Annotated in this window: 15 protein-coding genes and 3 tRNA genes; 11 read left to right on the forward strand and 7 right to left on the reverse strand. The window is 33.0% G+C overall.

Annotated features, from left to right (window positions below; translation table 11 throughout):
- Positions 1 to 23: 23 nt before the first annotated feature.
- From BC961_RS02770 to BC961_RS02795, 6 genes are all read left to right on the forward strand, one after another.
- Positions 24 to 509, forward strand: a complete 486-nt coding sequence (locus BC961_RS02770) for a biotin/lipoyl-containing protein (RefSeq protein WP_121924319.1) — start codon at positions 24 to 26, stop codon at positions 507 to 509.
- Positions 510 to 653: 144 nt separating this feature from the next.
- The gene (accC, locus tag BC961_RS02775) at positions 654 to 2093 is read left to right on the forward strand and encodes an acetyl-CoA carboxylase biotin carboxylase subunit (RefSeq protein WP_121924320.1); all 1440 of its coding nucleotides are present in this window, start codon (positions 654 to 656) and stop codon (positions 2091 to 2093) included.
- 107 nt (positions 2094 to 2200) lie between these two features.
- Positions 2201 to 3742 (forward strand): acyl-CoA carboxylase subunit beta, encoded by a 1542-nt coding sequence (locus BC961_RS02780; protein WP_121924321.1) that lies wholly within the window; start codon positions 2201 to 2203, stop codon positions 3740 to 3742.
- A gap of 144 nt (positions 3743 to 3886) precedes the next feature.
- Entirely contained in the window at positions 3887 to 4843 is a 957-nt protein-coding gene (locus BC961_RS02785; protein WP_121924322.1) for an aldo/keto reductase, read from the forward strand.
- A gap of 320 nt (positions 4844 to 5163) precedes the next feature.
- Positions 5164 to 7224 carry an ATP-binding protein gene (locus BC961_RS02790; RefSeq protein ID WP_170151280.1) on the forward strand — a complete coding sequence of 687 codons (2061 nt, stop codon included), beginning with the start codon at positions 5164 to 5166 and terminating at the stop codon, positions 7222 to 7224.
- 194 nt (positions 7225 to 7418) lie between these two features.
- A complete protein-coding gene (locus BC961_RS02795; RefSeq protein WP_121924324.1) occupies positions 7419 to 8771 on the forward strand; it encodes an NAD-dependent succinate-semialdehyde dehydrogenase in 1353 nt (450 codons plus the stop codon).
- A 95-nt stretch (positions 8772 to 8866) separates the two neighbouring features.
- Here BC961_RS02795 and BC961_RS02800 read toward each other — a convergent pair whose 3' ends face one another.
- The 5 genes from BC961_RS02800 to BC961_RS02820 form a co-directional block, all read right to left on the reverse strand.
- A complete protein-coding gene (locus BC961_RS02800) occupies positions 8867 to 9769 on the reverse strand; it encodes an N-acetylmuramoyl-L-alanine amidase (protein ID WP_121924325.1) in 903 nt (300 codons plus the stop codon).
- A gap of 30 nt (positions 9770 to 9799) precedes the next feature.
- Complete coding sequence (locus BC961_RS02805; protein ID WP_121924513.1) at positions 9800 to 10273, reverse strand: hypothetical protein; 474 nt, start codon at positions 10271 to 10273, stop codon at positions 9800 to 9802.
- Between the two features lie 31 nt (positions 10274 to 10304).
- A complete protein-coding gene (rimO, locus tag BC961_RS02810) occupies positions 10305 to 11618 on the reverse strand; it encodes a 30S ribosomal protein S12 methylthiotransferase RimO (protein WP_121924326.1) in 1314 nt (437 codons plus the stop codon).
- 216 nt (positions 11619 to 11834) lie between these two features.
- Positions 11835 to 13385 carry an OmpP1/FadL family transporter gene (locus tag BC961_RS02815; protein ID WP_121924327.1) on the reverse strand — a complete coding sequence of 517 codons (1551 nt, stop codon included), beginning with the start codon at positions 13383 to 13385 and terminating at the stop codon, positions 11835 to 11837.
- 49 nt (positions 13386 to 13434) lie between these two features.
- The gene (locus BC961_RS02820; protein WP_121924328.1) at positions 13435 to 14649 is read right to left on the reverse strand and encodes a hypothetical protein; all 1215 of its coding nucleotides are present in this window, start codon (positions 14647 to 14649) and stop codon (positions 13435 to 13437) included.
- Positions 14650 to 14750: 101 nt separating this feature from the next.
- Between BC961_RS02820 and proS the strand changes: the two genes are divergently transcribed.
- The 5 genes from proS to rpsT all read left to right on the forward strand — a co-directional run bounded on the left by proS (position 14751) and on the right by rpsT (position 16894).
- Complete coding sequence (gene proS, locus BC961_RS02825) at positions 14751 to 16229, forward strand: proline--tRNA ligase (protein WP_121924329.1); 1479 nt, start codon at positions 14751 to 14753, stop codon at positions 16227 to 16229.
- A 78-nt stretch (positions 16230 to 16307) separates the two neighbouring features.
- Positions 16308 to 16379, forward strand: a tRNA-Glu gene (locus BC961_RS02830).
- A 47-nt stretch (positions 16380 to 16426) separates the two neighbouring features.
- Positions 16427 to 16498: transfer RNA gene (locus tag BC961_RS02835), tRNA-Glu, on the forward strand.
- Positions 16499 to 16537: 39 nt separating this feature from the next.
- Positions 16538 to 16609, forward strand: a tRNA-Glu gene (locus tag BC961_RS02840).
- Positions 16610 to 16642: 33 nt separating this feature from the next.
- Complete coding sequence (gene rpsT / locus BC961_RS02845; protein WP_121924514.1) at positions 16643 to 16894, forward strand: 30S ribosomal protein S20; 252 nt, start codon at positions 16643 to 16645, stop codon at positions 16892 to 16894.
- Positions 16895 to 16964: 70 nt separating this feature from the next.
- Here the strand turns inward: rpsT and BC961_RS02850 are convergent, their stop codons facing one another.
- Positions 16965 to 17375, reverse strand: coding sequence for a response regulator (locus tag BC961_RS02850; RefSeq protein WP_121924330.1), 411 nt, complete (start codon positions 17373 to 17375; stop codon positions 16965 to 16967).
- Positions 17375 to 19090, reverse strand: coding sequence for a PAS domain-containing sensor histidine kinase (locus BC961_RS02855; protein WP_121924331.1), 1716 nt, complete (start codon positions 19088 to 19090; stop codon positions 17375 to 17377). Before BC961_RS02855 ends, BC961_RS02850 begins: the two co-directional genes overlap by 1 nt.
- Positions 19091 to 19248 lie beyond the last annotated feature (158 nt).

Here is a 19248-nt window from a genome sequence, read left to right on the forward strand (position 1 = left end):
TACGGCCAATAAAAAATGTACTTATGAGTATTGGTTATAAAGTAAATGTCAATGACGCTTTTCATTTTGATATTGAAAAGGAAAGTGTTTCACTATTAGATTCGGTTTCTGTGGAAGATAATAAATTTCACGTACTGCATGAAAATATACCCTACAAAGCAGAAATTCTATCTGCTGATTTCAATCAAAAAAAATATACTGTCAAAGTAAATAACAATACTTATACAGTAGCGATCTCAAATCCATTAGATCTTTTAATTAAGGAAATGGGATTTGAAGTAGGTCTTACAAAACAAGTAAATTTCATAAAAGCTCCTATGCCAGGACTAATTTTAGAAATTAGTGTAATTGTTGGTCAAGAGGTAAAACAAAATGATAATCTAATTATTCTTGGAGCTATGAAAATGGAAAACAGTTTTCTTTCTCCTCGCGATGGAATTATTAAATCAATTTCAGTAAAAATTGGAGATGCAGTTGACAAAGGACAGCTTTTGATTGAATTTGAGTAGAATGTTGCGACGAAGGCGCAAAGACACTAAGGTTTTTGTAAAGCATCTATGCTTTACATCTTTTCGCCAAACGGTTACAAAATAAATAAAAAATGACTTAGTGAATTGGTGCCTTTGCGGCAAAAAAATAAAAATTTAAAAATAATGAAAAAAATATTAATTGCAAATCGAGGAGAAATTGCCATTAGAGTGATGAAAACTGCTCAAAAAATGGGTATTAAAACTGTTGCAGTTTACTCCACAGTGGATAGAAATGCACCTCACGTAAAGTTTGCTGATGAAGCAGTTTGTATTGGAGAAGCGCCTTCAAGCGAATCCTATTTGCTAGGAAGTAAAATTATAGAAGTTGCAAAAAGTTTAGGAGTAGATGCTATTCACCCTGGTTATGGCTTCTTGAGTGAAAATGCTGATTTTGCTGAAGAATGTGAAAAAAACAACATCATATTCATTGGTCCAAAATCTAAAGCTATCCGAGTTATGGGAAGCAAATTAGCGGCTAAAGATGCCGTAAAAGAATATAACATTCCTATGGTTCCAGGTGTTGATGAAGCAATTACTGATATAGAAAAAGCGAAACTGGCAGCAAAAGCAATTGGTTTTCCTATTTTGATTAAAGCTTCTGCAGGTGGTGGTGGAAAAGGAATGCGAGTAGTAGAATCTGAAAGTGATTTTGAATCTCAGATGAATAGAGCAATAAGTGAAGCCATCGCAGCTTTTGGGGATGGTTCTGTTTTTATCGAAAAGTATGTTGCGTCACCAAGGCATATCGAGATCCAAGTGATGGCTGATAGTCATGGAACTATTCTATATTTATTTGAAAGAGAGTGTAGTATTCAGCGTCGTCACCAAAAAGTGATTGAAGAAGCACCCTCTTCAGTTTTAACTGCAGAACTAAGAAAAAAGATGGGAGAAGCAGCGGTTTTAGTTGCTAAAGCGTGTGATTATCTTGGCGCTGGAACTGTCGAATTTTTATTAGATGAAAGTAATAATTTCTATTTCCTCGAAATGAATACTCGTTTGCAAGTTGAACATCCGGTAACGGAATGGATTACTGGAACAGACTTAGTGGAACTCCAAATAAGAGTTGCCAGAGGAGAAGCTTTAGCATTCAAACAAGAAGATTTGAAAATTAAGGGACATGCTGTTGAATTGCGTGTATATGCTGAGGATCCTATGAATGACTTTCTACCAAGCGTAGGTCATTTAGAGGTGTATCAATTACCTTTTGGTGAAAACATTCGTGTAGATAATGGTTTTGAACAAGGAATGGACATCCCTATTTATTATGATCCGATGTTAGCAAAGCTAATTACTTACGGTGAAACGCGTGAAGAGGCGATTCAATTGATGATCAAAGCAATTTCTGATTATCATGTAGAAGGCGTGCAGACAACTTTACCTTTTGGCAAATTTGTTTTTGAACATGAGGCATTCCGTTCTGGTAATTTTGATACGCACTTTGTTAAAAAATATTACAACGCAGATGTATTAAAAACACAAATGAATAAAGAGGCCGAAATAGCAGCTTTGATAGCGATGAAACATTATTTTGAAGATCAAAAAATAGTGCGTTTACCAAACTAAAAATAATAAATTTATTTTTAGATTTTCTAAAACTTGAAGTGATTTATCAATAATTCTTAGACTTTTAAGTAACTAAATGGTGGCTTAATTGTTAATAAAAATACAGCATGGAAGATAAAATAAGCATACTTAATAATAAAATTGCTGAAGCCCATTTAGGTGGTGGTAAGAAACGTATTGAAAAACAACATTCCAATAAAAAATTAACCGCAAGAGAGCGCGTTGAGTATATAATGGATGAAGGTTCATTTGAAGAAATTGGACTTTTAGTTACACATCGTACTTCCGATTTTGGTATGGAAAAGGAGCTTTATTATGGCGACGGTGTTATTACGGGATATGGAACTATTAATGGACGATTAGTTTACATTTTTGCACAAGATTTTACTGTTTTTGGAGGTTCTTTATCTGAGACGCACGCAGAAAAAATTTGTAAAGTAATGGACATGGCAGTCAAAATGGGAGCACCTATGATAGGACTGAATGATTCTGGTGGAGCACGTATACAAGAAGGCGTTCGATCTTTAGGTGGATATGCTGATATTTTCTTTAGAAATGTGCAAGCATCAGGGGTAATTCCACAAATTTCGGCTATTATGGGACCATGTGCTGGTGGAGCGGTTTATTCGCCGGCAATGACCGACTTTACAATGATGGTAGAAGGTACGAGTTATATGTTTGTGACTGGACCAAATGTAGTAAAAACAGTAACTAACGAAACAGTAACTTCAGAAGAATTAGGTGGAGCAAGCGCGCATTCAACTAAGTCGGGAGTGGCACATTATACTTCAACAAACGATGTAGAATGCTTAGAAGATTTAAAGAGATTATTAAGCTATTTGCCGCAAAGTAATAAAGAAGTTCCGGCTAATATTCCTTATGAGTTAAAGAATGAAGTTAGGGAAGAATTACTAAATATAATACCTGATAATCCAAATAAACCGTATGATATGCATGCTATTATTAGTGGTATTATAGACGAAGATAGTTTTTTCGAAATTCATAAAAATTATGCTGATAATATTTTAGTTGGTTTTGCAAGACTGGGAGGAAGAAGCATTGGTATTATCGCAAATCAACCTATGGTTTTAGCAGGTTGCTTAGATGTGAATAGTTCGAAAAAAGCAGCTCGATTTACTCGCTTTTGCGACGCATTCAATATTCCGTTATTAGTTTTAGTTGATGTACCAGGATTTTTACCGGGGACAGATCAAGAATGGAATGGAATCATTGTCCATGGAGCAAAATTATTATATGCATTAAGTGAAGCAACTGTTCCAAGAGTTACAGTAATTACTCGTAAAGCATATGGTGGAGCTTATGACGTGATGAATTCGAAACATATTGGTGCTGATATGAACTTTGCGTGGCCTACTGCTGAAATTGCAGTAATGGGTGCTAAGGGCGCTTCTGAAATTATTTTTAAAAAGGAAATAAATGAAGCGTCAGATCAAGAAGCTAAATTATTAGAAAAAGAGGCTGAGTATGCTAACTTATTTGCAAATCCATACACAGCTGCTCAGCGCGGTTTTGTGGATGAGGTTATCTTACCGCAAGATACTCGAACAAAACTTCTAAAAGCTTTTAGTATGCTTGAAAATAAAGTGAGCGTTACTCCAAATCGCAAACATGGAAATATTCCATTATAAGGAGTATATATTATAAAGTATCAAAACCAGCTTATAGGGCTGGTTTTTTTTATGTTTTTAATTAATAAATTTAAAATAAAGTAAAAAATAAAATTGTTGTCTTAACTTTGGAATATCAACAACTGAGTTTTAAAAATAAATACAATGAAATACAATAGATGTGGGAAAAGCGGCTTATTATTACCGCAAATTTCTTTAGGATTATGGCATAATTTCGGGTCGGTTGATAATTTTGAAAATGGAGAAAGTATCGTCAAAGCTGCCTTTGATAAAGGGATTACTCACTTTGATTTAGCTAACAATTATGGTCCCATTCCTGGTTCAGCAGAGACTAACTTTGGAAAAATTTTAAAAAATAATTTTCAGGGAAATTTAAGAGATCAAATTGTTATTTCTACAAAAGCCGGTTACACCATGTGGGACGGTCCTTACGGTGACTGGGGATCGCGAAAATATTTATTGTCTAGTTTAGACCAAAGTTTAAAGCGAATGAATGTAGATTATGTTGATATATTTTATTCTCATCGTTTTGATCCTGAAACACCTTTGGAAGAGACAATGATGGCTTTAGATTATGCAGTGCGAAGTGGGAAAGCTTTATATGCTGGAATTTCTAATTATGATCCAAAGCAAACAGCTGAAGCAACCGCAATTCTAAAAAGACTAGGAACACCATGTTTAATTCATCAGGTCAAATACTCAATGTTTGTTAGAGAACCTGAAAATGGATTGCTTGATGTTCTTGAAGAAAAAGGAGTAGGATGCATTGCTTTTTCACCTTTAGCGCAAGGACTGTTAACCGATAAATATCTTAAGGGAGTGCCTGAAAATTCACGAGCTTCGAATCCTAATGGTCATTTAAAATTAGAGGAAGTTTCAGAGGGAAAAATTGAAAAAATTAGATCGTTAAATGAGATAGCAAAGAATCGAAATCAGTCATTAGCACAAATGTCGTTAGCGTGGTTGCTAAAAGATAGTCGAATTTCGTCAGTGTTGATTGGTGCAAGTTCAGTCGAGCAACTAAAAAACAATATTGATAGTACAAAAACATTGCAATTTTCGCAAGAGGAATTGCTGTCTATTGAAAGTGTTTTAAAATAAAATATGTTTGAATTCGATGATTTCTCCCTAATTCCATTACTGTACAATTGATACTTTTCTTCATAAAACTCGAATATTCATTTTTTTTATATTTTTAGATAATTAATTCAGTAAAGAATGTAAGGCATTGATTTTCAAATGATTTGAAATATTTATTTTATTTATGTAAAAAATATCCTAACTTGCGGCAGAAAAAAGCACGAGATATTTTATAAATTCCCGTACGACGTTTCTTATTTGGCTTAAGCCTGCCCGTCACTATGAATAGATTTTTTAATTTGAACACTTACTTTAAATTGTTGTTGTTGATTATTTCAGCAATGGTATTTTTTATAGTGCTTTATATCTCATTGTATCTTTATGGAGTGCGAGGCGAAGAGGATTTTTATAAAACTACTGTTAGTCGCTACGACATCGAAGTAAAATCTCTATTTAAACTAAATTCTAGAACGCTTGCTGCTACAATTATAGATGTCACTTTTTGGGATGACTTGGTAGAATTTACGAAGACAGAAGATATAAAATGGTATAATAAATATATTTCAAACGAATTTGAATCTTATGATGCTGACTTTGTAGGCGTTTATAATTTAGAAGGTAAGCAAATAAGTAAAACAATTTCTTCTAAAATAAGCGGTGCGGATTTTATTCCAAAGTCATTGCTGGCGGCACTTTATAAAAGTAAATTAAAGACATTTTACGTAAAAATTCCAGAGGGTGTTGTTGAAGTTTACGGCGCAACTATTCACCCATCAAACGATTCTAAGAAAAACAAAACTTTACCTTCAGGTTATTTTTTTATAGCTAGACTTTTAGATCAATCTTTCTTTGAGGGTTTAGGTACTATTAGTAGTTCATACGTTAATTTAGCACCCGCTAATTATAAGATTAAAGCTCAAGATGACATTATCACTGTTGGACTAGAATTAAAAGATTGGAACGAAAAAGTTGTCAATAAATTAATTTTTAAAAGACCTTTCAATTTAAATTACAGCAAAACTAAGGAAGTACTTTTTGTAGTTGTGCTGGCCTCAATAGTTTGCATCTTAATATTTATTTATTATACCAAGAAGTGGGTTTACAATCCAATAGAACAAATTAGAAAAATTTTAGAAATAGGTGATACCAACTCAATAAATGAATTAAAGAAATTTAAAGGTGAGTTTGTTACGATTAGCGATTTATTTGAAGAAAATAGAAATCAAAGAATACAATTAGAAATTGCGAAATTAAAGGCGGAAGAAAGCGATAATTTGAAGTCTTCTTTTTTGGCTAATTTGTCTCATGAGATTAGAACTCCTATGAATGCTATTATTGGCTACAGTGACTTATTAAGTGATAATGGTTTAGATGATAAAGAAAAACGTAAGTATTTAAAAATCATTAAAAGTAGTGGTACTAATTTAGTAGCAATTATTGAGGATCTTATTGAAATGTCTAAAATTGACGCAAGACAAATAGCTCCTAATTATAAATCTTTGGATTTAGATAAATGTATAAATGATTTGTACAATTCCATAAAGATTACCATTCCTAAAGAAAAAAACATTGAGTTTTATATTGTAGATAATTTAGAACATTTACATACTAATATTTTAAGTGATGAAATTAAACTGAAGCAAATTATTGTGAACTTGGTTACCAATGCTTTAAAATTTACAGATGAGGGCTTTGTCTCTTTTGGTTATACCATTTACGAAGAAAAAGGAATAATTGAATTTACCGTTGAGGATTCTGGCAAGGGAATAGATGATAATCATCTTAAGGTAATATTTGAACGTTTTAGAAGGCTAGAAGACAATACAAGTAAAGAGACAAACGGGTTAGGACTTGGTTTGTGTATTACAAAAGCTTACGTTGAAATGCTAGGAGGTGAAATATTTGTGAAATCTAAAATAGGATTTGGTTCTTCTTTTACATTTACTTTACCGCTTAAATTAGATGCAGCTATCAAAGAGAGTAAAGAAAATAAGCTTGTCAAAATCACAAGAAATGTTAACGGAAAGACCATTTTAATTGCAGAGGATAACACTATTAATTTCTTGCTCCTGAAAAAAATAGTAGAATCAAAAGGTCACTTTGTAATACGAGCTATAAATGGTCAAGAAGCAATCGCTTTGTGTGTCGAGAATCTCGATATTGATCTGGTATTTATGGATATAAAAATGCCTATTCTTAACGGCTTTCAATCCTTTGAACAAATAAAAGCTTTAAAACCTAATCTTCCAGTCATTGCTCAAACGGCTTGCTCTTCATTTGAAGATAAAGATAAAATAATTCAATGTGGTTTTTCAGATTATATCACCAAACCATTTGATAAGCAAAAGGTCTATGAAGTACTTGATATTGCTTTTAATACTGAAAGTATTGATATACTTTAATTTCTTCAGTAAGATTTCCTTCGATTGTTGATATATTTTTGACTTCTCTATTAATTTATTTGTCCAATAATTTTTTGATAGCTAAAGTTTTTATAATTGTTTTCTATTTCTATCATGAGTAAGTTAACTTTATGTTTAGAAAATCCAGCTTTGGATTTCATGAATAATTATCACGAATTTTAAACTTATCGCAAATGACATTAAAATCTATAAATCCATATTCGCAAGAACTTATTGCGGAGTATCAAGTTTTGACAAATACAGAACTAAATAAAAAGTTAGAAGTATCAGAAACTGCTTTTAAAAATTGGAGAAAAACTTCATTTCAACAAAGAGGTGAAAAAATGCAAAAGTTAGCTTCTATTTTAAGAGATAAAAAAGAGCAATTAGGACTACTCATTACAAATGAAATGGGTAAAATTTTATCTGAAAGTATTGCAGAAGTAGAAAAATCAGCATCTAACTGTGATTATTACGCAGAGCATGCTGAGCAGATGTTAAAAGATCAGTACTATGACACTCCGTTTAAAAGTATGTCTGTCTATGATCCCATGGGAGCAGTTTTTGCTGTGATGCCATGGAATTATCCGTTTTGGCAAGTTCTTCGGTATGCTGCGCCAGCTATTATGGCAGGAAATGTTACGCTTTTAAAACATGCATCAAATGTAACTGGTTGTGCTAAAGCTATTGAAAGTGCTTTTTTAGAAGCCGGTTTTCCGGAAGGAGTTTTTCAACAGTTAAGTGTAGAAGTTTCACAAGTTGAAAGCATTATTGAATCTAATATTGTAAGTGGTATTACGCTAACAGGAAGTGAAGGAGCAGGTTCATCGGTAGCGGCTTTAGCTGGGAAGCATATTAAAAAGACAGTTATGGAATTGGGTGGTTCAGATGCATTTATCGTGCTAAATGACGCTAATATTGAGAAGGCAGCTGAAGTTGCTGCGCATTCGAGAATGTTAAATGCGGGTCAAGCTTGCATTTGTGCGAAAAGATTTATTGTTACTGAAAAAATAGCTGAAGAATTTGTTTCGCACTTTTCAAAGAATATACAAGCTATAAAACAAGGGAATCCAATTCATAACGGAATCCAAATGGGACCGTTAGCAAGACTGGATCTTGTAGATACATTATCGGAGCAATTAGATAAAACATTGAAGCAAGGAGCAAAATTGATATTAGGCGGTGAACACGAAGGTTGTAATTTTCAGCCAACGTTGATTGATTTTGTAAGTGTTGATTCAGTTGCTTTTCAAGAGGAGACTTTTGGTCCGCTTGCAACAGTTATTAGAGCGAAAGATGAAAATGATGCAATAGCGATAGCAAACAATCATCGATATGGATTAGCATCCGCCCTTTGGACTGAAGATCGTGAAAAGGCGTACCATTTAGCTCGAAGAATAGAAGCGGGGAACGTTTTTGTAAACTCTCTTGTGCGATCTGATTCTAGAGTTCCTTTCGGAGGAGTTAAAAAATCAGGGTATGGTAGAGAATTAGGTGATGTGGGTATAAAGGAGTTTATGAATATGAAATCACTAGTTATAGAGTAGCATATTTAAAGAATAAAATCCAAGCATAAATAAAAAACGAGAATAGAAATTGTTGATACAATTCTATTCTCGTTTTTTTTATTGATAAGTATCTTTTACTGTTTTTTATAAATATTGTAAATGGTGTTTACAGTATTTTCATCTAGTAATGCGCTAAGATCAGTTTGTATAAAATGCAGTTTAAAAGCTGTAACAGCTGCTGATAAATTCTTTGTGTTGTAGCCAATAATGCGAAGACCTTGCTCTACATTAAAGTCTGCGGGTGCGGTCTCTAATACTTCATCGGGCCAAATTCCAAAACCTTTTTCTGCTAAAGTTTTCCAAGGAAATAGTACGCTTGGGTCTACTTTTCTTCTAGGAGCGATATCTGAATGTCCAATGATATTTTGGGCAGGTATATTGTAATCTTTTTTAAGCTTTGTTAGAAGGGCTAATAAGCTATTAATTTGTGATTCGGAGAATGGTTCTGATCCATTATTATCTAGTTCAATACCTATAGATGCAGAATTAATGTCTGTGTTTTTCCCCCAAGATCCATTTCCAGCATGCCATGATCTTAAATAATCATTTAACATCTGCACGACACGTCCGTCGTCACCTATAACGTAGTGTGCGCTTACTTGTGTGCGGGCAAGAGTAAAGGTTTTTATAGTTTGCTGTATCGAATCTTGTGCAGTATGATGAATAATAATGAAATTTGGCTTACGTAAATTAAAATTCACTGTACCAATCCATTCCGTATTTACACCGTTTTTTAATAATGTAAGACCCATTGTTGAGATGGAATCTTTTATATTAAGTAAATTCTCAGTATAAGATGGTGTTACCGTGACCTTGTAAGTATTAATTACTGGTAATGTAACCGTCTCTTTACTAGATATTGTTTCTTTTAATTCTTGAAGTTTTTGATCATATACTTTTTCCGTTTTTTTGTAAGGATTAGTAGCACAAGAAGTAACTAAGATTACAAAGAATAGATAGTAAAAAAATTTGCTCATGGTTTTTATTTTGTAATGTATGATAATCAATTATTCAGACTTTTTCTTCTTTTTAGACTTTTTCGGATTTTTTGCAGCATCATTTAGCGCAATGTATTTCGCTTTCTGATCCGCATTTAGTAATTCCATTATTTTTCTATCGGTAACTTCAGTCAGCACTTTAATGTTCTCCATTTTTGCTTCCTGACTCACTTCTGCCTTTATCAGCATTCCTTGCGTTCTAATGTTTTCATTCAATATATTAGAAATTGCAATTATTTGCAGCTCGTCAAGATTGAGCTCTGGTTGAATGCGTTCCATTATCTTTGCAACTGTTACTTCGACAGGAATTTCCTTTGGCTTTTGCTGTGACATTGACTGATCCATACCGCTATTCACGCGGCGGTTACTGCCATAATTACCTCCGTAACCATTATTATAGCCATTATTTCCATATTGAGCGGAAACTATGTTTGAAAAAAACAGTACAAATAGAAAAATTAGCGTTGATTGAATTACTTTCATAATTATAGTTTTTAAGTCAAATAGTTTAGATTTAAACTGGCTCGCCATACAAATCAAATTCAGTTGCTTCGATAATTTTTATCATTATAAACTCACCTGTTTTTACATAATGTTTTGTAGCATCGATTAGTACTTCGTTATCCACATCTGGGCTATCAAATTCTGTACGACCTACAAAGTGGCCACCTTCTTTTCTATCAATAATACATTTGAAAGTTTGACCAATTTTTTCTTGGTTCAAATCCCATGAAATTTGAGATTGCAATTCCATAATTTCGTTAGCACGTTCTTGCTTAACTTCATCTGGAACATCATCTTCAAGTAAGTATGCATGAGTGTTTTCTTCATGTGAATAAGCGAAACAGCCCATTCTATCAAATTTCATCTCTTGAACAAATTCTTTTAAAGTATTAAAATCTTCTTGAGTTTCTCCAGGATACCCAACAATTAAAGTCGTACGTATCGCCATTCCAGGAACTGCTGCACGAAATTCTTTTAATAATTTAGTGGTTTTATCTTGTGTAGTTCCACGACGCATTGATTTCAAAATTGAATCTGAAATATGCTGCAATGGAATATCTAAATAGTTACAAATTTTTGGTTCGCGTTTCATAATTTCTAGCACATCCATTGGGAATCCAGTAGGGAAGGCATAGTGTAAACGAATCCATTCAATTCCTTCTACTTTTACTAATTCTTCTAGTAAATCAGCTAAGGCTCTTTTTTTGTAAATATCTAAACCATAATATGTTAAATCTTGAGCAATAAGAATTAGCTCTTTAACTCCATTCTTTGCTAATCCTTCTGATTCTTTTACTAATTTTTCAATCGTTTGGGAAACATTTTTTCCACGCATTAAAGGGATTGCACAAAAACTACATGGTCTGTCGCAACCTTCAGAAATTTTTAAATAGGCATAATTTTTAGGAGTAGTTGTTAATCGCTCGCCTAATAATTCGTGTTTATAATCAGCTCCTAACGCTTTTAAAAGTGCAGGTAATTCTGTGGTTCCAAAAAATTGATCAACATTAGGAATTTCTTTTTCTAAATCTGGTCTGTATCTTTCAGATAAACATCCAGTAACAAATACTTTGTCTACTAATCCTCTTTCTTTTTTATCAGCATATTCAAGAATCATATTTACAGATTCTGCTTTAGCATTATCGATAAAACCGCATGTATTAATAACTATAATATTTCCTTCCTCTGCTTCAGGAGCTTCGTGTGCTACGTCTTTTCCGCTTGCACGAAGTTGACCCATAAGCACTTCACTATCATATACATTCTTTGAGCACCCAAGAGTGATCACATTTATTTTATTCTTTTTTAAAGACTTCGTTCTCATATCATTAGAATCCCGATAATTTGGGAATTTTGCAAAATTACAATTTTTTATCGAAACACTACTTGTTTCAATTTCTTTTCAATTTTTTGTTGGTACATTAATCCAATTGGCGTTTAATGATTCGTGCTAGTTTTAACTACAAGTAGCTGTTACATTGGCATAAAAAAATCCGTTTCATGAACAAGAAACGGATTTATAATATATTGTAAACTTATTTTATAATTCGAATAAAAGAGACAATGATACATTATTGTTAATTGCATCAATTTTTGCTCCATCAGTAAATCCTTGTCCAAAGAAACCTTGCTCAGAATTTCTTTTTCCGTAAGAATAAGCTAAGTCAACTTTGGTTCCGCCAAAGCTATATCCTAAACCTGCAGAATAACCAGTTAAATCTCCAACTGTAACACCATTTTTATATGGACTTTGCTCGTAGCGATATCCACCTCTTAGACTCAAAGCGTTAATTCTATATTCTGCACCAATTCTTAATTCACCAGAATTATCTAATAACGAATTAATGTCACTATTTAAACCTTCAAATCCAGATTTTAACTTGATGTTGCTGTAATCTTTCATTGCATAATCCACGCTTATTAGCGCTGATTTACCAAAAACGTATGCAAAACTACCAGTAATTTTACTTGGAGTTTGTAATTTATACGTTTCGTAAACATTTACAACTCTAGGATCAACCGTATCAGTTATATCAGCTAATGATGTAGCACTACTTACAACAATAAGCTTTTGAGATAATTCATCGTTTAAGTTGTACCAAGTTGAAGATTCATAAGCCAGTCCAACGCGCACTTGCTCTGTAACCTTTGCAATAGCTCCCGCCTGAAAAGAGAAACCAGTTCCATAAGTATTTAAAGTATTATCAAATTGTATTTGAGAAACAGTGTAATTATTTGTTAATGGTGCATTGTTGTCTTCATAAAACCTAGAATTTTTTTGCAAATCAGTAAAATGTGAGTTTAAATTTAATCCAAGAAATAGCTTGTCTTTATAAGAAGTAGCAGCATTAAAAGATAGTTTTCCATTATATCCAGTGCTTACCACTGAATTTTCCTGATAATAATTTCCATTATTAGGTACTAATGAGGAATACGTACTGTTTGGATTGTTAACGTCATTTGCATCGATTATAAAACCTTGATCGTAGAAACCTATCATTGCTTGTTGCGCTGCAAAACCGTAAGGTAAATTATTTCCCAAAAATGAGTATAAATCTGAGATTGATTCTCCAGCTTTTCTATTTACAAATTCTTGAGGTACAGGAGCTCCATTATTTCCTGTATTGGCATAACTCAAAAAGTATTTATCAATAGAATTAGTTGGATTTGTTCCAGCTGAAAATATTTTATTGTCAAAATTATTTACATTATCATAGTTTATTCCTAATGCAATTTTTGTCCAATTACTATCTGGTTTGTTGTTAAAAACGAAAACAGTTCCAGCTTGATTTAAATCGAAAGAACTATTTTTATCTGAAGTTGCACTTCCAAAATAGTTGGAGTTGTTTTTAATATTGGAGTTGCTTAAAGTAAGTCCAAGTTGATTATTGACAAAAATTGCTGAACCTGCTGGATTAACATTTAGTGACGATAAGTCACCTCCAAGTGCTCCAAAGGCACCACCCATCGCTCTAAACCTTGCAGTACCATTTAAATTATCTTGAGAATAAAGTAACGCATCTGAAAGTTCTTGCGACTGCGCCATTGTTGCGGTCAATCCTAATGCTAATAAAAATATATATTTTTTCATGAATTTTAAAATTATGATTTACTACTTTTTATATAATATGAATTCTTTTCTATCCTCTTCCACCTCGACTACCTGATGATCTTCCACTACTGCTTGAACTCGGAGTATAAGATCTTGATTCTGAATTCGACGATCTGCTTTCGCTTCTAGTTGATTCTGAATTGTTGTTTGAACTTGGGGTGTATGATCTTGATTCTGAATTCGACGATCTACTTTCGCCTCTGGTTGATCCTGAATTATTATTTGAACTTGGGATGTACGATCTTGATTCTGAATTCGTTGATCTACTTTCACTTCTATTTGATCCTGAATTATTATTTGAACTAGGAGTGTATGACCTAGAATTTTCATTACTTCTAGTAGAATTTTCAAATCTCTCTGTACGACCGTTATTTAAGCTTCCTCTTCTACCGCTGTTTTGACTATTAATAGGTTCTCTTGAAAATGTGGGACTAGTTCTATTTGTTGCATCAGAAGAATTTCTCCTTACATCATTGTTTTGACGATTGCTAGAATTCACTGCTCTTCTGCTAATTGTACTACCTTCAGTCCTTGCTGAACTTCCAGAATTTCTATTGCCATTTATTTCGTTACTATAATTTGAACCTCTTTTTCCACTATTATATGAACGAGTTCTATTATCGTAATAAGTAGAATATCCTCTGTTACCATACCAGCTATTACCATAATAACCATTTCCATAATAACCATTTCCGTAGTAGCCATTGCTATACCAGTTATTCCATCCAAAGCCTACATTTAAGCCCCAGCCGTATCCACCATTCCATCCGTAGTTATTGCCGTACCAATTGTTACCATACCAATTATTGCCGTACCAATTATTGCCATACCAACTGTTTCCGTAATAGTTGTTTGCATACCAATTGTTCATAGCCCAACCGTTATCGTAATAATTTATACTTACACTTTGCGGATTACTTCCCCAACCAGGATAATTGTTGTAGTTACTATCTTGTGATTCATTATCAAGATTATAGCTGCTGTAGTCGTCAATATTAGTAAAGACTTCATTTGATTGACTTTCTTTTTGCAAAGAATTGAAGTAATCTTTATATTGATTTCGATCATATCTGTCGTTTTGCGATGCTCTTTCAACAGTTCTTGGAGATGTATTACCATAAATTCCGTCAGAATCATAGTAAGAACTATTTTGGTAGGAGCCACATGATGTCATTAATATACTCAAAAAACCAACAATGTAGTATATTGATGTATTTTTCTTAGAAAGAGTATTAGTTTTCATATCTATGGGGTTTTTTATTGTTGGACATTACAAAAATAGTTAGTTTTGCTGAACTATTTACGTAAAATTATTAATGCAAAATTTATGCCAAACTATTCAGTATGAGTAAGAACTTAACTACGCGATCAGAAGATTATTCAAAATGGTATAACGAATTGGTTGTCAAGGCTGATTTAGCCGAAAATTCAGGTGTTAGAGGGTGTATGGTTATCAAACCGTATGGCTATGCAATATGGGAAAAGATGCAAGCTGAATTAGATCGAATGTTTAAAGAAACTGGGCATCAAAATGCTTATTTTCCGTTATTCGTACCAAAAAGCATGTTTGAAGCAGAGGAAAAAAATGCAGAAGGCTTTGCAAAAGAATGTGCCATTGTTACTCATTATAGACTTAAAAATGATCCAGACAAACCTGGAAAGTTAATGGTCGACCCAAATGCAAAATTAGAGGAGGAGTTGATTGTTCGTCCTACTAGTGAAGCAATTATTTGGTCTACATATAAAGGATGGGTTCAATCGTATAGAGATTTACCATTATTAATTAATCAATGGGCGAATGTAGTTCGTTGGGAAATGAGAACTAGGTTGTTTTTAAGAACGGCAGAGTTTTTATGGCAAGAAGGACACACCGCACATGCTACTAAAGCAGAGGCTGTAGAGGAATCAGAAAAGATGATGAATGTTTACGCTGATTTTGCTCAAAACTTCATGGCAATACCTGTAGTGAAAGGAATTAAAACAGAGACAGAACGTTTTGCTGGAGCAGAGGAGACGTATTGCATCGAAGCATTGATGCAAGATGGAAAAGCATTGCAGGCTGGTACTTCTCACTTTTTAGGTCAAAACTTTGCAAAAGCTTTTGATGTGAAATTTGCCAATGCAGAAGGTAAGCAAGAATACGTTTGGGGTACTTCTTGGGGAGTATCAACGCGCTTAATGGGTGCATTAGTAATGACGCATTCTGACGATCAAGGATTAGTTTTACCTCCTAATTTAGCGCCTATTCAAGTTGTTATAGTTCCTATATACAAGAATGATGAGCAATTAGATGCTATTAGAGCGGAAGTAAATGCATTAACGGTAGCGTTACGAAAATTAAATATTTCTGTAAAATTCGACGATAGAACTACTCAGAAACCCGGATTTAAATTTGCAGAGTGGGAGCTTAAAGGTGTTCCTGTTAGAATTGCTGTTGGCCCAAAAGATTTAGAAAATGGTACATTTGAAGTAGCGAGAAGAGATACTTTGAGTAAAGAAGTCGTTTCTAAAGAGGGAATAGAAATTTATATTAATGATTTGTTGACCAAAATTCAAGAGGATTTATTTAACAAAGCATTAGATTATAAAAATAGCCATATAACTGAAGTGAATAATTTTGAAGAGTTTAAAGAAGTTTTAGACACTAAAGGAGGTTTTATATCAGCACATTGGGATGGAACTGCAGCTACCGAAGAAAAGATCAAAGACTTGACAAAAGCAACCATAAGATGTATTCCATTGGACAGGGTTTTAGAGTCGGGAAGCTGTGTCTTTACTGGGGAAACCTCAGTAGGGAGAGTGCTCTTTGCGAAGGCATATTAAAAAATTATGTTTTTTTTCGCGTAAGCTATTGTACGTTTCAAAAATAGTTGTATTTTTGCATCCGCATTAGAGAAGCAGGGCCCGTTCGTCTATCGGTTAGGACGCATGGTTTTCATCCATGTAAGAGCGGTTCGATTCCGCTACGGGCTACTATTTTTATTGCAGATTGAAGTTCTCCTGAACTTAGAGGGAAAAAGGGCCCGTTCGTCTATCGGTTAGGACGCATGGTTTTCATCCATGTAAGAGCGGTTCGATTCCGCTACGGGCTACAAAATTCAATTTTAGATTGAGAAAACTTAGGGGATAATGGTCCGTTCGTCTAGGGGTTAGGACGCCAAGATTTCGTCTTGGTAACAGGGGTTCGATTCCCTTACGGACTACAAAAAATTAGTAAAAGAAAAAAAAGCAATATAATGGCAAATCATAAATCAGCTCTAAAGAGAATAAGAACTAGCGAAAAGAAGAGAGTATTAAACAGATACCAACACAAAACTACTCGTAATGCGATCAAAGCATTAAGAATAGCTACTGATAAAACAGATGCTACATCTAAATTATCTAATGTGATCTCTATGATTGATAAATTAGCTAAAAAGAATATTATCCATGATAACAAAGCTTCTAATTTAAAATCTAAATTAACGAAACTTGTTTCTAAATTGTAAATCTTACAGTTTATTTGATACAAAAAAAGCTCTCATTATTTGAGAGCTTTTTTTGTATGTAACCTTTTTTTTATTCTAATTTTTCTTTTAAGTAGAGTAACATTGACTGGCTTATAGGTTTTGATAAAAAATCAAAAACCATTGGATATTGTTTAGATTTCTCTAAGTCCTCTGGGTCAATAGTCGAAGATAGAATCACCACCTTGATGCTATTAAATTCTGAGAATTTTTCATCAATAAAATAATCGAGGAACTCCCAGCCTCCCATTACCGGCATGTTCAGGTCTAAGAAGATTAGTTGTGGTAATACTGTTGCAGAATCCTGATTGCTTATTTGTTTAAGATTATTAAAGTAGTTTATTGCTTCTTCTCCGTTTTGAAGTGTTATTATCTCCTTAGAAAATAAAGCTCTACTAATTACTTTTTTACATAGCATTAGTGTTATTGGATCGTCATCAATGCATAAGATCTGATCTAGCATTATTCTTTGTTTTTAAATGTTAATGTAAATGTAGTTCCCTTGTTGACTTCGCTCTCGATATCAATTGTTCCTCCCATAGTCTCTATTTGTGATTTAACTAAGTATAAACCAAGTCCTTTACTGTCAGGATAATTATGAAATCGTTGGTAAAGTCCGAATACTTTGTCTCTATTTCGTGCCAAATCAATTCCTATTCCATTGTCTTTAAAACTCAGAATAACAGTATTGTCGATTTCTTTTGACGAAATAGTTATTTTTAGTTTCCTGTTTTCAGATTTGTACTTCAATGAATTCGCCATAAGATTCATTAAAATACTTTCAATATAAGCCTTGTTAGTTTTTATGGTAGAGATTTTCTCAAAGTCAAATTTTATTATTGGTTTATGTAATTCGATTTGAGAGTTAAGTTGGCTGAATACATTTTCAAAAATCTCTTTTAAAGAAATCTCTTCTTTTTGTATCGATGAACTATCCTTAATAATAATTACTTTAACAAGATCATTAATAGTATCATTTAATACGTGTGTTGATTTGTTAAAACCTTGAAGTATTTCGTTCAGCTCTTCATTTTCAACGGGTATATCTTCAATTAAGTTGAGCAGGCCAATTAAATTAGATAGAGGAGCGCGTAAGTTGTGCGATGTGATATATGAAAATTGTTTAAGATCTTTATTGTTTTGCGTCAACTCTCTAATAAGCTGCTCTTTTTCTTTTTCAAGCTTTTTCTCTTCAGATATATCTCTTTGTATTGATATCCAATGTGAAATTTCATTTTCAGTGTTGTATATTGGAATCATTGAAAAGCGAACCCAGTACTCTTCTTTGTTCTTCTTATAACTGATGATTTCAATGATGCATTCTTTTTTATTTTTTAACGCAGCGATTGCTTTGTTATACTCTGCTTCGTCTGTGTTTACACCTTTGAAAATATCAGGGGTTTTTCCAAGTATTTCACTATTCGCATAACCAGACATAGCAGAGAAAGCTGGATTAGCATAAATAATTTTTGGAATACCAAAATCTGATGAATCTGGTTCAGTTATAATGATGGAGTCTTTCGATTGCGTAATTACTGTCTCTAGTAGTTTAAGTCTTTGCTCTTCTTCTTTTTGTTTTGTGATATCTTGTATGGCACCAATCATTCTAATTGCTTTGCCATTATCATCTTTTAATAAAAAACCTCTATCAAGAACATACTTGTATGTATTATCCGCACATCTAAAACGATATTGATCCTGCCAATTCTTTGTTTGCTGCTCAATGAAAGAATATAGTTTTACTGACATTTTTATACTATCCTCAGGATGAATTTTATCAAACCACCAATCTGAGTTGTTTTCTACTTGTTCTTCTGTATAACCAAAAACATTTTCAATTCCTTTATTCCAAGAAAGCGTATTTTCTTGCATTTTCCAATCCCAAATAGTGTCGCTAGTTGCCTTAGCTACAATATCATATTTTTCATTTGACTCTTTTATTTCGTCATTTGTATCTTTAAGTTTTTTAAAGATTTTAGTATTTCTTTGATCGTTTTTGGAGAGAATTAACTTGAAAATTATACCAGTAAATACTACAAAAATTATATCTTTTAAAATTACGTAAATTCTAGTACCATCATTAGAGATAAATTGTTGGAGAATTTTATGACTAACAATGACTAAAAACATTGCAATAAGAATGTAGACGGTGATTACTTGATTGGCTTTGCTTTTCATTACTCAAATGTAAATAATTATAGTCGAATTACTAAACATCAATACTAACTTATTTCAAAGATTTTTTTCGCAGCCGTTTTTAACCGTAATGGCTTAAGTGTATGCAAACTATTATCGAAATGTTATTTATTTAAAAAAAAATTGTACATTTGCGCCCA

It is taken from the genome of Flavobacterium weaverense, from assembly GCF_003688495.1.
Taxonomy (GTDB): domain Bacteria; phylum Bacteroidota; class Bacteroidia; order Flavobacteriales; family Flavobacteriaceae; genus Flavobacterium; species Flavobacterium weaverense.

Coding starts and splice junctions, on each gene's coding strand:
- BC961_RS02785 (WP_121924322.1), top strand. CDS start 3,887: ATGAAATACAATAGATGTGGGAAAAGCGGCTTATTATTACCGCAAATT.
- BC961_RS02855 (WP_121924331.1), bottom strand. CDS start 19,090: ATGAAAAGCAAAGCCAATCAAGTAATCACCGTCTACATTCTTATTGCA.
- BC961_RS02770 (WP_121924319.1), top strand. CDS start 24: ATGAGTATTGGTTATAAAGTAAATGTCAATGACGCTTTTCATTTTGAT.
- rpsT (WP_121924514.1), top strand. CDS start 16,643: ATGGCAAATCATAAATCAGCTCTAAAGAGAATAAGAACTAGCGAAAAG.
- BC961_RS02780 (WP_121924321.1), top strand. CDS start 2,201: ATGGAAGATAAAATAAGCATACTTAATAATAAAATTGCTGAAGCCCAT.
- accC (WP_121924320.1), top strand. CDS start 654: ATGAAAAAAATATTAATTGCAAATCGAGGAGAAATTGCCATTAGAGTG.
- BC961_RS02800 (WP_121924325.1), bottom strand. CDS start 9,769: ATGAGCAAATTTTTTTACTATCTATTCTTTGTAATCTTAGTTACTTCT.
- proS (WP_121924329.1), top strand. CDS start 14,751: ATGAGTAAGAACTTAACTACGCGATCAGAAGATTATTCAAAATGGTAT.
- BC961_RS02850 (WP_121924330.1), bottom strand. CDS start 17,375: ATGCTAGATCAGATCTTATGCATTGATGACGATCCAATAACACTAATG.
- BC961_RS02790 (WP_170151280.1), top strand. CDS start 5,164: ATGGTATTTTTTATAGTGCTTTATATCTCATTGTATCTTTATGGAGTG.
- rimO (WP_121924326.1), bottom strand. CDS start 11,618: ATGAGAACGAAGTCTTTAAAAAAGAATAAAATAAATGTGATCACTCTT.
- BC961_RS02815 (WP_121924327.1), bottom strand. CDS start 13,385: ATGAAAAAATATATATTTTTATTAGCATTAGGATTGACCGCAACAATG.
- BC961_RS02805 (WP_121924513.1), bottom strand. CDS start 10,273: ATGAAAGTAATTCAATCAACGCTAATTTTTCTATTTGTACTGTTTTTT.
- BC961_RS02795 (WP_121924324.1), top strand. CDS start 7,419: ATGACATTAAAATCTATAAATCCATATTCGCAAGAACTTATTGCGGAG.
- BC961_RS02820 (WP_121924328.1), bottom strand. CDS start 14,649: ATGAAAACTAATACTCTTTCTAAGAAAAATACATCAATATACTACATT.